Origin of the sequence: Halobacillus litoralis (assembly GCF_009856355.1) — a bacterium.
Classification (GTDB): Bacteria; Bacillota; Bacilli; order Bacillales; family Halobacillaceae; genus Halobacillus; species Halobacillus litoralis_B.
The window spans coordinates 170,318-183,639 of the sequence record NZ_WMEW01000004.1 but is presented as its reverse complement, the minus strand read 5'-3'; the positions used below and the strand labels follow the sequence as shown (position 1 = coordinate 183,639).

Below are 13,322 nucleotides of genomic sequence, written 5' to 3'. Positions count from 1 at the left end.
AACGAAAGTCTGTGGAAAACAACTAATGTACTGGTTTTTTATACTGAAATCAAAGGATATGACCCATGTAATATATCATTTCATTTACGTTTATATTGCAATGATTGTATTTTCTACATGAATTCGATATGCTTTGAACTACTCATATGGCTTGTAACAGGAGGTGCGTCACTGGTGAATCAAAATGAAATACTAGTAAGTTTAGATATAGGCACAAGTCGAATTAAAGTAATCATTGGTGAAATTATGAATGACAGCCTCAACATCATTGGGGTTGGTACAGCAAAATCGAATGGGATGAAAAAAGGAGCGATCGTGGATATCGATCAAACCGTTCATTCGATTCGGTCAGCCGTCGAACAGGCGGAACGTATGGTGGATATGAAAATCGACCGTGTCGTCGTAGGCGTCAACGGCAATCATATACAACTGCAGCCGTGTCATGGAGTTGTGGCGGTTTCCAGTGAAACGAGAGAAATCGGCAACGAGGATATAACAAGGGTGATTGATGCTGCCCAGGTCCTCTCCATTCCGCCGGAGCGCGAAATCATCGATGTGATTCCGCGGCAGTTTATTGTTGATGGGCAGGATGAAATTACTGACCCACGTGGTATGATCGGTGTCCGTCTTGAAATGGAAGGCATGATTATAACCTGCGCGAAAACCGTTTTACATAATACACTCAAATGTGTGGAACGAGCAGGGCTGGAAGTGCTTGATGTATGTCTGCAGCCTCTTGCCTCCGGGACCGTATCCCTTTCCAGCGACGAGACGAATCTCGGCGTTGCACTGATTGATGTAGGGGGCGGATCGACTACGATCTCTGTGTTTGAAGAGGGTCACTTGAAAGGTACGAGCATGATTCCTTTCGGCGGCGATAACCTTACTAAGGATTTATCCATTGGTCTGCGTACATCAACGGAAGAAGCGGAACAGGTGAAAGTGGAACATGGACACGCTTTTTTTGACGATGCGAATGAAGATGAAAATTTTTCCGTCACAATTATTGGCAGTAATCGTCAACAGGCATTCAATCAATTGCAAATCTCTGATATGATTGAAGCTAGACTAGAAGAAATTTTCGTCTTTGCAGCACAGGAACTTCAGAAAATGGGTGTTCGTGAATTACCAGGAGGTTTTGTGCTCACCGGTGGTACGATGAATATGCCGGGAGTGCTTGAGCTTGCCCAGGATGTATTCCACGCTAACGTAAGACTGGCTATCCCTGACTATATCGGTGTTCGTGAGCCGCAGTTTACGAGCGGCGTAGGCATCTTGCAATTCGCCTATCGTAATGCGAAAATACAAGGAAAAGAGATATTTCCTTCTGTCTCAGATGAACTTCAGGAAAGACCTCAGCCGAAAAAGCAGAAGCGTTCGGCAAAACCACAGCCTAAAGAAGAAAAAGAAAAAACAGAAAAGAAAAAAGAGTCAGGCTTCAGCAATCTCTTAAAGTATTTCTTTGATTAAATCACAAGTTTGAGTCGGTCGATCGACGGACGAAGCAATAAATCTTGTAATCTCGTGTATTAGGAGGAACGGAAGATGTTAGATTTTGATACAAGCATGGATCAGCTGGCAACTATTAAAGTAATCGGTGTAGGAGGCGGCGGAAGCAACGCCGTCAACCGAATGATTGAACATGGAGTCCAGGGTGTGGAATTTATCGCTGTCAATACAGACGCCCAGGCATTGAACTTATCTAAAGCAGAAGTGAAAATGCAGATTGGTGGAAAATTGACACGCGGACTTGGCGCCGGAGCCAACCCGGAAGTCGGCCGCAAAGCGGCTGAAGAAAGCAAAGAGCAGATTGAAGAAGCTCTTCAAGGGGCCGACATGGTCTTTGTTACCGCTGGAATGGGCGGAGGAACCGGTACTGGTGCAGCTCCTGTCATCGCACAAGTCGCTAAAGAGCTTGGTGCACTGACAGTCGGAGTTGTGACACGTCCGTTTACGTTTGAAGGGCGTAAGCGCTCTACACAGGCTACAGGCGGAATCGAAGGCTTGAAAGGCGCTGTAGACACATTGATTGTGATACCAAACGACCGCCTTCTTGAGATTGTAGATAAGAATACACCAATGCTGGAAGCCTTCCGTGAGGCAGATAACGTCCTTCGTCAAGGTGTACAGGGGATTTCCGACTTGATCGCCGTTCCTGGTCTGATCAACGTGGACTTCGCCGACGTGAAAACGATCATGGTGGACAAAGGCTCTGCCTTGATGGGTATCGGTATTGCTACAGGGGAAAGCCGCGCAGCAGAAGCTGCTAAAAAAGCGATTTCCTCTCCGCTTCTTGAAACATCCATTGATGGTGCCCACGGGGTGCTGATGAATATCAGTGGAGGTGCGAATCTGAGCTTGTACGAAGTACAGGAAGCCGCTGATATCGTAACATCAGCCGCTGATCAGGAAGTAAACGTCATCTTCGGTTCTGTTATCAATGAGAACCTTAAGGATGAAATTGTTGTGACGGTTATTGCAACTGGATTTGACGAGTCTCAGCTGGCTCAGGGACAGCAGAAAAAGCGCCCTCAGATCAACCAGCAGAAACCTGCTCCTCAACAACAGCAGCCGACGGAACGTGAACGCAGTACTGTTCGTGAAGAACAACCGCGTCGTGAAGCACCTCAGCCACAGCAGAAAGGGAATACTCAGGAAGAAGATACCCTGGATATCCCAACATTCCTAAGAAATCGTAACCGCCGCCGCTGATGATGGCCGGCAGCCGCCGTACTCTCCAAGAGTACGGCGGCTTTTTTTTGACATTTTCAGTCTTCTACAAAACTTGCCAGCAGCATAATCAGATTGCGACAGACTTTTCAGCAGGACGGGCTTATACTCGGTGTAACAACAGATAAAGGGAGGGAGAGAGGATTTTATACCTGGATGCTGTCTGGCTGCTTAATCTTTTGATGGACGGCATGATTCTGTCGCTTACCCAGGGCCTCACCCGTGCGGGGTCCTCGAGATGGCGGATGGCTGCCGGAGCTCTTGCAGCATCGCTCATAGTGCCGGTGACCATTTATATGCCCGACTCATGGCTGGTGGGCAGTGCAGGGAAAATAATCTTTTCCATGGGCATCGTCCTTACTGCCTTTACCTTTACTTCCCTCCGGGCTTTTTTCGTCCAGTGGGTTACGTTTTATTTCGTAACCTTTGCCATTGGAGGCAGCATGATGGGGGTTCACTTCTTTCTGGCTTCCGAAGTGGACGTTCTGAAAGGAGCGGTGGTCACGTTCAGCGGCGGGTACGGGGATCCGGTGAGCTGGCTGTTTGTAGCTGCCGGGTGTCCATCGGCTTATGTGTTTACTAAATGGCGCTTCAACCAGATTCAAATTCACCAATTGAAATATGAGGATGTTTATGAGGTGGAAATGACGTGGAACGGTCAAACTGCTGTGTGCAAAGGACTAGTCGACAGTGGAAACCAGCTGATCGATCCAGTAAGCAGAAAAATGGTTTTTCTCGCTGATCCGTCGGTCTGGAAGCAGCTTTTGGCAGAGGGAGAACTGGAGAAGTTAACGGAAGAAGAAGTGCTTGCTTCTCTTCATGAACTGCCGGAAACCATCCAATCTGCTGTGCGGCTCGTTCCTTATCAGGCCGCGGGGATCTCCGGCAGGCTTCTCGTTACACTCATGATTGATCAAATCACAGTGAAGACGAGTGAAGGTCCGCTGGTGATCAAACAGCCTCTCGTCGGCGTCCAGCATCAACCGTTAACACGTGACGGACTATATCAAATGCTGATTCACCCCCATGTCATGGTCAAAGGAAAATCTGCGTAATGGAGAAGGAGGATTCCATGTTCAAGTGGCTGTTCAGAGCGCGGCTCTGGTATTACCGGTTGTTAATGAAGCTCGGGATCAAGCAGGATGAAATTTACTATATCGGGGGCAGTGAGGCACTTCCACCGCCCCTTTCCAGAGAAGAGGAAAAAGAGCTTCTGGAGCGTCTTCCGAAAGGGGACAAAGCTGCCAGGGCTATGCTGATTGAGAGGAATCTGCGTCTTGTTGTTTATATTGCCAGAAAGTTTGAAAACACAGGGTTAAATATAGAAGACCTGATCAGTATCGGGACCATAGGGCTGATCAAGGCTGTGAACACGTTTGACCCGGAGAAAAAGATCAAGCTTGCCACCTATGCCTCCCGCTGTATTGAAAATGAAATTCTGATGCACCTGAGGAAAAGCAATAAACTGAAAACCGAAGTTTCCTTTGATGAGCCGCTGAATGTCGATTGGGACGGCAACGAACTGTTATTATCCGATATTCTTGGAACGGAAGAAGATTTGATTACGAAAGGGATCGAAAAGAAAATCGATAAAAAACTGCTCAAATCGGCACTCGAACAGTTGAACGACCGGGAAAAACAAATTATGGAGCTGCGCTTCGGGCTGATAGGCAAGAAAGAGAAAACCCAGAAAGATGTAGCCGATATGATGGGGATTTCCCAGTCATATATATCAAGGCTTGAGAAAAAAATCATCCGCCGACTGCAGCGGGAGTTCGATAAAATGGTCTAAAGGCACCGAATAAAGTGGATGCATAAAATTCCCACCCAGGGAGATACTGAAAACTGATTACAGCTTCCTGGGAGGGTCTTACATTGACACGACATAAAGTAGAGATATGCGGCGTAGATACATCAAAACTTCCGGTACTGAAAAACACAGAAATGAAAGACCTGTTTGTACGACTGCAGAGTGGAGAGCTTGAAGCCAGGGAACAGCTGGTGAATGGTAACCTCCGCTTAGTTTTGTCCGTGATTCAACGCTTTAACAATCGTGGAGAATATGGGGACGATTTATTCCAAGTGGGATGCATCGGCCTTATGAAGTCCATAGATAACTTCGATCTCAGTCACAATGTCAAATTTTCCACCTATGCTGTACCTATGATTATCGGAGAAATCCGAAGATATTTAAGAGACAATAACCCGATCCGTGTTTCACGGTCCCTTCGTGATACAGCCTACAAGGCCCTGCAGATGCGGGAGAAGATGATCAGTGAAACGAATAAGGATCCGGCGCCACATGAAATCGCCGATCGGATGGGTGTTCCTCACGAAGATGTTGTATTCGCCATGGACGCTATTCAGGATCCGGTCTCTTTATTTGAGCCGATCTACAATGATGGGGGCGACCCGATCTTTGTGGTGGATCAGCTGAAGGATGATAGGGAGAAAGATACCGTATGGATTGATGAACTGTCTTTAAGGGAAGGAATGAAAAAACTGAACGACAGGGAAAAGATGATTTTGACCAAGCGCTTCTTTCAGGGAAAGACCCAGATGGAAGTGGCAGAGGAAATCGGAATCTCCCAGGCGCAGGTGTCGAGGCTTGAAAAAGCTGCGATTAAAGAAATGAATACATCCATGTTTCAATAAAAGAACTTTTCTGCCGGGCATCCGGCAGAAAAGTTCTTTTTGTTTCCCATCCTTTCCACACATTTTTGCAACGGTTGAAGAATACCGGGAGCCCGGCTGTTTTTCTATTCTCCACAGCCGCTGCATATAGTAAGATAAGGAGTGTGAGCTGAAATGAAAATCACCGAGCTGCAGATGAAAGACGTTATCGCCATGGAAACCGGAGAACGTCTCGGGTATATCAGTGACCTTGATATTGATACTCAGCGGGGCCGCTTGAAAGGAATTGTGCTGACGTTGAAAGGAAAGGCTATGGGGCTGTTTGGAAAAGAAGAAGAGATGATCATCCCGTGGGACCAGATTGTCAACGTAGGGGCGGACGTCATATTAGTAAAAAAGTCTGCTTACAAAGGTCTGCCGACAGTCCAAAAGACAGATTCAACAGAATAGAGCAGGAAAACAGAAGAAAAATGTGTTAAAATGAATGAAATTGAGGTGGTAAAGAAATGGAACCCTTCAAACAACAATCAATACGACAGCTGTCCTGTTTCCATCAGTATCCTGAAATCATTTCCGGGATAACGACACGGAACGGGGGGCTCAGCCACGGTTCTTATGCATCCATGAATATGGGGCTCCATGTCCAAGATGAAAAGGACCTGGTCATTGAAAACCGTAAGCTTCTTGCGGATGAAATCGGTATCCCATTGTCCCGGTGGGTCATTGGTGAGCAGGTTCACGGCACAGAAGCTGCTGATGCCGGCTCCCAGCCGGCGGGTGCTGGTTCCAAGTCACTGGATACAGCTGTTGCCGGCGTGGACGGGCTGATCACAAAGGAAAAGAACCTTGTTCTCGGAGCTTTTTATGCCGATTGTGTGCCCCTTTATTTTTTCGATCCTGAATCCCAGTGGATTGGGATTGCTCATGCGGGGTGGAAAGGCACCGTCCACGGGATGGCCGGCCGAATGATTTCCGCTCTGGAGGAGAAAGGATGTTCCAGGGAGGATATACAGGTGGTCATCGGTCCATGCATCAGTGCAGAGCATTATGAAGTGGACGATAACGTCATACGTCATATACCGAAGCACTATCATGAATCATGTGTTTCGGATAAAGGCGGAAGCCGGTATCAGCTGGATTTGAAAGAACTGAATAGACAAATGTTAATGGAAATGGGAATGCAGGAATCCGCTGTTCAGGTTTCCAGTGCATGTACATATGAGAAGGAAGATCAGTTTTACTCCCATCGCCGCGATCAGGGAAAAACAGGGCGGATGCTCGGTTTTATTGCTTTGAGAGCGTAAGGGACGGGAAGGAGTTTAGAAATGTCTGTAGCAGAAAATCTGGCACAAATTAAAGAAAATATTGAGCAGGCCTGCCAAAGGTGTGGTCGTGACCCCAAGGAAGTATCCATTGTAGCTGTTACGAAATATGTGTCTGTCGAACGCGCACAGGAAGCGTTGGATGCTGGTCTTTGCAACCTTGGGGAGAACCGGAAGGAAGGATTGCTCGAAAAATATGAAGCCATCGGCGCTGAAGCCACCTGGCATTTTATCGGGTCGCTGCAGTCACGTAAAGTGAAGGAAGTCATCGATTATGTGTCGATGATCCATTCCTTGGACAGGCGTTCACTCGCAAAGGAAATTGATAAGAGAGCCTCCGCGACCGTGCCTTGCTTTGTTCAGGTGAACATCAGCGGAGAGGACTCGAAGCATGGACTGCCTGCCTCTGAAGTAGAAGGTTTTGTAGAAGCAATGGAAGCCTTCCCTAATGTCAAAATCGTCGGACTGATGACAATGGCCCCGCATATTGAAGATGAAGAGCGGCTGCGCGGCGTGTTTCGTCAGCTGCGGGCCGTAAGGGACCGCATCAGGAATAAAGGGTACGCCCACGCCCCGTGTGAATATTTGTCCATGGGAATGAGCAATGATTATGCGCTGGCGGTAGAAGAGGGAGCTACCCACATACGATTGGGTTCCTGTCTTGTCGGCGGACAATAAAACAATGAGGTGATGGAAATGAGCCTGAAAAATAAATTCCGTTCATTTTTTACGTTAGACGATGAATATGAATATGTTGAAGAAGAAGTCGAAGAGGAGGATGAAGAGTCTCATCAGCCGCAGCGCAGCACGAAGAAGCAGGACGGTACGAATATCGTCAGCCTGAAAAGTGCCAAATCTTCATCTAAAATGGTTTTAAGTGAACCGAACAGCTATAATGAGGCACAGAATATTGCGGATCAGCTGGTCAGCCGTCGCGCCGTTGTCATTAATCTTCAACGTGTGGATCATAATCAGGCGAAGCGGATAGTAGATTTTTTAAGCGGAACCGTATATGCTATAGGTGGAGACATTCAAAAACTAGGTTCACAAACCTTCCTCTGTACACCGGATAATGTAGAAATATCCGGATCGATTTCTGATATTATGGCAGCAGAAGAAGAGGACTTGAACAGAAGGTGGTAAGTCATGGCTTTTGTTTTTAACATTTTAACGACAGCACTACAATTATACAGCTGGATCTTAATCATTTACATCCTGCTTTCCTGGTTTCCCGGAGCGCGTGAATCCAGCTTTGGGCAGATTCTGGGCCGGCTGGCCGAACCGTTTCTTGAGCCCTTCCGGAAAATCATTCCGCCGCTTGGGATGATTGATCTTTCCCCGCTGGTGGCTATTATCGTTCTGCGGTTTGCTTCACAGGGATTGAATCAACTCTACTGGATACTTGCAGGGTTATAAAAGAAGGAACAGAAGCTAGAGCATTGCCCGCTCTTTTCTGTTCCTTTTGGTAGTTATGGAGGGTTTTTTTATGGACATTTACCAGCATTTCAGAAAGGAAGAGCATTCGTTCATCGACCAGGTCATCTCCTGGCGGGAGGATGTAGCTTTAAAGTATCAGAGGCGGTTATCCGATTTCCTTGATCCGCGTGAACAAATGATCGTCAAGGCGGTTATGGGGAACGATGCGGATTTGATCTACCAGCTTGAAGGCGGTGCTGAGGACAGTGAGCGGAAGCGGGCGGTCATTGCACCGGACTATGAGCAGATTGACAAGGAGGATTTTCAGCTGACCCTTCTTCAGGCTGATTACCCGGTGAAGTTTGTAGCGTTGGAACACCGCGATGTCCTTGGTGCATTTATGTCGCTCGGCATCCGCCGGGAGAAAATCGGGGATGTCGTCGTGAAGGATGGAACGATTCAGCTGACAGCTGCGTCGGAGATCAGCGATTATATCAAGATGAATTTGACAGGGATTAAACGTTCGACCGTTGAATTCAAGGACGTTCCATGGACAGAGCGCATCGAAAGTGATGAAACATGGACAAAAAAAGAAACAACTGTCTCATCCCTCCGTCTGGATGTAATCGTCAAAGAAATCTACGGCATGTCCCGAAAGAAAGCCGGCCTTTTTATCGAAGGCGGTCATGTAAAGGTGAATTTCAGAACGGTGGAGGACGGAGCATTTTCTCTGGAGGCGGGGGATTTGATCTCTCTCAAGGGAAAAGGGCGGAGCCGGCTTGATGAAGTAACAGGACAGACGAAGAAGGAAAAGTACAAAATTATAACAGCCCGGCTGAATTAATCATGCCGAAAAGAAGGAATTCGTAGGTTGTTGTCGAATCTTTAACATAACGAGTAGATGGGGAGGTGGCTGGTGTGCCTTTAACACCATTGGATATTCATAACAAAGAATTCACCCGGGGCTTCCGTGGGTATGACGAAGATGAGGTGAACGAATTTCTTGATCAGGTCATCAAAGATTATGAAATCGTCATCCGTCAAAAGAAAGAACTGGAGCGGGAAGTGAATCAGCTGAATGAGAGGCTTGGTCATTTCAATGATATCGAAACCACATTGAATAAATCCATCCTTGTTGCCCAGGAGACGGCCGAAGACGTGAAGACCAGTGCAAACAAAGAGTCGAAACTCATTATTAAGGAAGCGGAAAAGAACGCTGACCGTATAATCAATGAAGCACTGGAAAAATCACGCCGGATCTCCATTGAAGTCGAGGATATGAAAAAGCAGGCCAAAGTGTTCAAAACAAGGCTCCGTATGCTTGTAGAAGCCCAGATAGATATGATTGAAAATGATGACTGGGATCATTTGTTTGATACAGAGATTGACAATGAGCAGGAAGTGGAGCGGAAAATGGAACAGGAGTACAGCTCCCAGCCATAAGCCTTCTACATAAACTGGTCCGTGCCATTCATCAGGCACCGTTCTGTGCAGCGGTGCCTTTTCCTATGGGCGCAGGTTTCGGCCGTCAAAATGTGGTACAATAGCCAGGGATAACAATTGTTTGATGGAGGACGCGTATGTATGTGTATTATCTGACAGCCCTGGTGCTGATCATTCTGGACCAGTGGACGAAGTATCTGGTCGTTACCAAAATGGAAATAGGGCAGAGCATCCCGATTATCGAGAATTTCTTCTATTTGACGTCGCATCGGAACCAAGGGGCGGCCTGGGGAATTCTACAGGGACAAATGTGGTTTTTTTACATTATTACGGTTGTCGTTATTGGATTTGTCATCTACTACCTTCAGCAGATGGGGAAACAGAGCCGCCTCGTAGGTACGGCCCTCTCCTTGATTCTGGCTGGAGCTGTCGGCAACTTCATTGACCGTATTTTCCGGAAGGAAGTCGTGGATTTTGCCAACACGTATATTTTTACGTACGATTTCCCCATTTTTAATGTCGCCGATTCGGCGCTCGTCATCGGTGTTGCGTTCATTATGATCGCTGCTTTTTTAGACGAGCGTAAAAAGAAAGGAAGTTTAGAATCTTGAGTGAACAATACCACGTAACAGAAAAAGACCAATCCACCCGGATTGATAAATTATTAACAGAAGTCATTGAAGATGTGTCCCGGTCCCAGATTCAAGGGTGGCTGAAGGATGATGTCATTCTTGTGGATGGGAAAGCTGTAAAAAGTAATTATAAGGTTCAGGAAGGCGAAACCATTACATGGCATGTTCCTGAGCCGGAGCCTATGGATATTCTTCCGGAGGATATGAACTTGCACATTGTATATGAAGACTCCGACGTGATTGTCGTCAATAAACCTTCAGGGATGGTCATCCACCCGGCTGCTGGACACTATTCCGGCACACTCGTCAATGGGCTGCTTCATCATTGTACTGATCTATCCGGCATCAACGGAGTGGAGCGTCCGGGAATCGTCCATCGCATTGACAAGGATACGAGCGGGCTCCTTATGGTGGCTAAAAATGATAAAGCCCACCGATCGCTCGCTGACCAGCTTTCCAAAAAAACGGTGGAGCGGAAGTATGAAGCAATCGTCCACGGGGAAATCAGTCACGAATACGGAACCATTGATGCACCGATCGGCCGTGATCCCAAGGACCGCCAGAAGATGACCGTCGTCGACGGGGGCCGTGATGCGGTGACTCATTTCCGGGTCATTCGGCTGTTTAACGATTTCACCCACGTTGAATGTAAGCTTGAAACGGGGCGTACCCATCAGATCCGTGTCCATATGCGCTACATCAGCCATCCGTTGGCGGGTGATCCGAAATACGGGCCCCGGAAGACCCTGGACCTTGATGGTCAGGCGCTTCATGCCAAAGTGCTTGGTTTTGAGCATCCTTCAACAGGGGAGTGGATGCACTTCGAAGTGGAACCTCCTCAGGAATTTGCAGATGTGCTCCGTGAACTTGAACTTCGGGAAGGGTAACTCCGTCCTTGACAAACGACGTATGCTTTGACATAATCCTTAATAGAATATAAAGACCTTTAAGAGCAGTCCCGTGAGGCTGAAAAGGTACGGTGATTTTACGTGTGATCTATGCGTAAAAAACCCCTTTTCTGTCTTCATGCGGAAAAGGGGTTTTTTTGTAAAGGAGCTTGCCCATGAATCCGAAAGCCACGGTTCTGGACGATGCAGCCATCCGGCGGGCACTCACCAGAATCTCCCATGAAATCATTGAGAAAAACAAAGGTGTTGAAGATCTTGTGCTCGTCGGGATAAAAACACGCGGTGTTCCCATAGCCCGGAGGATCAAGAGTAAAATATCTGAAATTGAAGGCCGGGAACTGCCGGGGGGAGAACTGGACATCACCTTATACCGTGATGATCTCACTCCTGAAAAGCAGACGTCCGAACCGGAATTAAAAGAAACCAATATTGAAACGGATATTGATGGAAAGAAAGTTATTCTCGTTGATGATGTCCTGTATACAGGGCGGACGGTGCGTGCCGCAATGGACGCGCTGATGGATCACGGGAGACCGAAGGAAATCCAGCTCGCTGTTCTCGTCGACCGGGGACACAGGGAACTGCCTATCCGGGCGGATTATGTCGGCAAGAACGTGCCCACCTCCCTGGAGGAAGTCATCACCGTGACGCTTGCTGAAACGGATGAGAAAGATGAAGTGAAAATTTTCGAAAGATAACTGAATCAACATGCCCTTTAAAAAAGTCCCGTGAGGCTTAAAAGGAATCGTATGGACCTTCCGTGCAGCCGGCTGCACGTGTGCCTCTTTACGCCTTTTAAGCGTAGGGAGGCTTTTTTTACGGGCAGAGGAGGAATGAACAAATGGAAAAACATCAACCAGCATTAGACATTCATGAAGTTCCGGCCGCCGGGAAGTGGCTCACCTTAAGCCTGCAGCACTTGTTTGCCATGTTCGGTGCCACGATCCTTGTCCCATTTCTGACAGGACTTTCCCCAGCCGTCGCTTTAGTATCCAGTGGGTTTGGAACACTTGCCTATCTGCTCATTACAAGAGGAAAGGTCCCGGCCTACCTTGGCTCCAGCTTTGCCTTTATTTATCCCATTATCGAAGTATCAAAGACGAGCGGAGCAGCCGGAGCCATGGTCGGAAGCTTTCTGACAGGTCTTGTATACGGGGCGGTCGCTCTTTTGATCTCGGTGTTTGGAACCAAATGGCTGATGAATCTGCTTCCGCCGATTGTCGTCGGGCCGGTCATCATCGTCATCGGTCTTGGACTGGCTTCCACAGCCGTCGATATGGCTATGTACCTGCCCGGGCCGGAAGAGAATGTATACAGCAGTGTGCACTTGACGACAGCGCTTGTCACCTTGGGATTAACGGTCATGGCATCCATCTTTTTCAGAGGATTCTTCTCCCTGCTGCCCATCTTATTCGGAATCGTCGGCGGATACACCTTCGCTCTATTCCAGGGCATTGTGGATACGAGTACCATTCAAGCGGAATGGCAGGCGCTCACTTCAGCAGATTCCGTGACAGGGTTCCTCGGAGCGTTCTTCCAAGTCCCTGACTTCATCGTTCCCTTTGTGGACTTCAGCCCATGGGAAGTGTTGAGCTGGGAGATCGCCTTCCTGATGGTGCCTTTTGCCCTTGTTACAATCACAGAACATACGGGGGATCAAATGGTGCTCTCCAAAGTGGTCGGCAGGAACTTTTTGAAAAATCCAGGTCTTGATAAGTCGATTCTCGGTGATGGTGCTGCCACCATGATTGCTTCCTGCCTGGGAGGTCCGCCGAACACAACGTATGGAGAAAACATCGGCGTACTTGCCATTACGAAGGTTTACAGTGTCTTTGTGATTGGAGGGGCGGCAGTTGTCGCAGTCATCTTCGGTTTTATCGGAATGATCACAGCTGTGATCGGGTCTGTTCCCACGGCTGTCATGGGAGGGGTTTCCATCCTGCTTTTCGGAATCATCGCTTCCAGCGGACTCCGCATGCTGATTGATAACCAGATTGATTTTGGAGAAAAGCGCAACCTCATCATTGCATCCATCATCCTTGTCCTCGGTGTAGGAGGTGCCTTCGTCCAGGTAACCGAGGAAATTCAAATTGCAGGGATGGCCTTGTCAGCCGTGATCGGCGTCTTCCTCCACCAGGTGCTGCCTGGAAAAGAAAAAGGGTATGGCAATGGAAAAATGTTTGAAGAACCTGAAATCGGAGAGAAACAACAACAGCATGAAGTGGCATAACCAAGAA

The 13,322-nt window shown here is 47.8% G+C and carries 16 protein-coding genes; all 16 read left to right on the top strand.

The features are described from left to right. The first annotated feature begins 174 nt into the window (after positions 1-174). Positions 175-1,470, top strand: coding sequence for a cell division protein FtsA (ftsA, locus tag GLV97_RS08345; protein WP_160835517.1), 1,296 nt, complete (start codon positions 175-177; stop codon positions 1,468-1,470). Positions 1,471-1,545: 75 nt separating this feature from the next. Then, positions 1,546-2,712 (top strand): cell division protein FtsZ, encoded by a 1,167-nt coding sequence (gene ftsZ / locus GLV97_RS08340; protein WP_160835518.1) that lies wholly within the window; start codon positions 1,546-1,548, stop codon positions 2,710-2,712. 161 nt (positions 2,713-2,873) lie between these two features. Then, on the top strand, positions 2,874-3,785 hold the full coding sequence (spoIIGA, locus tag GLV97_RS08335; protein WP_337194091.1) for a sigma-E processing peptidase SpoIIGA: 912 nt from the start codon (positions 2,874-2,876) through the stop codon (positions 3,783-3,785). Between the two features lie 17 nt (positions 3,786-3,802). Next, entirely contained in the window at positions 3,803-4,522 is a 720-nt protein-coding gene (sigE, locus tag GLV97_RS08330; RefSeq protein WP_160835520.1) for an RNA polymerase sporulation sigma factor SigE, read from the top strand. Positions 4,523-4,605: 83 nt separating this feature from the next. Next, the gene (gene sigG, locus GLV97_RS08325; RefSeq protein WP_160835521.1) at positions 4,606-5,385 is read left to right on the top strand and encodes an RNA polymerase sporulation sigma factor SigG; all 780 of its coding nucleotides are present in this window, start codon (positions 4,606-4,608) and stop codon (positions 5,383-5,385) included. A 153-nt stretch (positions 5,386-5,538) separates the two neighbouring features. After that, entirely contained in the window at positions 5,539-5,814 is a 276-nt protein-coding gene (locus tag GLV97_RS08320; RefSeq protein WP_160835522.1) for a YlmC/YmxH family sporulation protein, read from the top strand. Positions 5,815-5,870: 56 nt separating this feature from the next. Continuing rightward, positions 5,871-6,668 (top strand): peptidoglycan editing factor PgeF, encoded by a 798-nt coding sequence (gene pgeF / locus GLV97_RS08315; protein ID WP_160889487.1) that lies wholly within the window; start codon positions 5,871-5,873, stop codon positions 6,666-6,668. Positions 6,669-6,689: 21 nt separating this feature from the next. Continuing rightward, positions 6,690-7,364, top strand: a complete 675-nt coding sequence (locus GLV97_RS08310; RefSeq protein ID WP_160840217.1) for a YggS family pyridoxal phosphate-dependent enzyme — start codon at positions 6,690-6,692, stop codon at positions 7,362-7,364. An 18-nt stretch (positions 7,365-7,382) separates the two neighbouring features. Then, entirely contained in the window at positions 7,383-7,829 is a 447-nt protein-coding gene (locus GLV97_RS08305; protein ID WP_160889486.1) for a cell division protein SepF, read from the top strand. 3 nt (positions 7,830-7,832) lie between these two features. Then, complete coding sequence (locus GLV97_RS08300) at positions 7,833-8,102, top strand: YggT family protein (RefSeq protein ID WP_160835526.1); 270 nt, start codon at positions 7,833-7,835, stop codon at positions 8,100-8,102. A gap of 70 nt (positions 8,103-8,172) precedes the next feature. Further along, a complete protein-coding gene (locus tag GLV97_RS08295) occupies positions 8,173-8,946 on the top strand; it encodes an RNA-binding protein (protein ID WP_160835527.1) in 774 nt (257 codons plus the stop codon). Between the two features lie 74 nt (positions 8,947-9,020). Next, positions 9,021-9,545: a DivIVA domain-containing protein gene (locus GLV97_RS08290; protein ID WP_160835528.1), complete on the top strand. Its 525-nt coding sequence runs from the start codon at positions 9,021-9,023 to the stop codon at positions 9,543-9,545. A gap of 137 nt (positions 9,546-9,682) precedes the next feature. Then, entirely contained in the window at positions 9,683-10,156 is a 474-nt protein-coding gene (gene lspA / locus GLV97_RS08285; RefSeq protein WP_160835529.1) for a signal peptidase II, read from the top strand. Then, positions 10,153-11,064 carry an RluA family pseudouridine synthase gene (locus GLV97_RS08280; RefSeq protein WP_160835530.1) on the top strand — a complete coding sequence of 304 codons (912 nt, stop codon included), beginning with the start codon at positions 10,153-10,155 and terminating at the stop codon, positions 11,062-11,064. Before lspA ends, GLV97_RS08280 begins: the two co-directional genes overlap by 4 nt. A 176-nt stretch (positions 11,065-11,240) precedes the next feature. Then, the gene (pyrR, locus tag GLV97_RS08275; protein ID WP_160835531.1) at positions 11,241-11,783 is read left to right on the top strand and encodes a bifunctional pyr operon transcriptional regulator/uracil phosphoribosyltransferase PyrR; all 543 of its coding nucleotides are present in this window, start codon (positions 11,241-11,243) and stop codon (positions 11,781-11,783) included. 143 nt (positions 11,784-11,926) lie between these two features. Further along, positions 11,927-13,315, top strand: coding sequence for a solute carrier family 23 protein (locus tag GLV97_RS08270; protein ID WP_160889485.1), 1,389 nt, complete (start codon positions 11,927-11,929; stop codon positions 13,313-13,315). Positions 13,316-13,322 lie beyond the last annotated feature (7 nt).

What these genes read in the sequence shown, in the direction of transcription:
- ftsZ (WP_160835518.1), top strand. Translation starts at nt 1,546, where the DNA reads ATGTTAGATTTTGATACAAGCATGGATCAGCTGGCAACTATTAAAGTA.
- sigE (WP_160835520.1), top strand. Translation starts at nt 3,803, where the DNA reads ATGTTCAAGTGGCTGTTCAGAGCGCGGCTCTGGTATTACCGGTTGTTA.
- GLV97_RS08320 (WP_160835522.1), top strand. Translation starts at nt 5,539, where the DNA reads ATGAAAATCACCGAGCTGCAGATGAAAGACGTTATCGCCATGGAAACC.
- pgeF (WP_160889487.1), top strand. Translation starts at nt 5,871, where the DNA reads ATGGAACCCTTCAAACAACAATCAATACGACAGCTGTCCTGTTTCCAT.
- GLV97_RS08310 (WP_160840217.1), top strand. Translation starts at nt 6,690, where the DNA reads ATGTCTGTAGCAGAAAATCTGGCACAAATTAAAGAAAATATTGAGCAG.
- GLV97_RS08305 (WP_160889486.1), top strand. Translation starts at nt 7,383, where the DNA reads ATGAGCCTGAAAAATAAATTCCGTTCATTTTTTACGTTAGACGATGAA.
- GLV97_RS08300 (WP_160835526.1), top strand. Translation starts at nt 7,833, where the DNA reads ATGGCTTTTGTTTTTAACATTTTAACGACAGCACTACAATTATACAGC.
- GLV97_RS08295 (WP_160835527.1), top strand. Translation starts at nt 8,173, where the DNA reads ATGGACATTTACCAGCATTTCAGAAAGGAAGAGCATTCGTTCATCGAC.
- lspA (WP_160835529.1), top strand. Translation starts at nt 9,683, where the DNA reads ATGTATGTGTATTATCTGACAGCCCTGGTGCTGATCATTCTGGACCAG.
- pyrR (WP_160835531.1), top strand. Translation starts at nt 11,241, where the DNA reads ATGAATCCGAAAGCCACGGTTCTGGACGATGCAGCCATCCGGCGGGCA.
- GLV97_RS08270 (WP_160889485.1), top strand. Translation starts at nt 11,927, where the DNA reads ATGGAAAAACATCAACCAGCATTAGACATTCATGAAGTTCCGGCCGCC.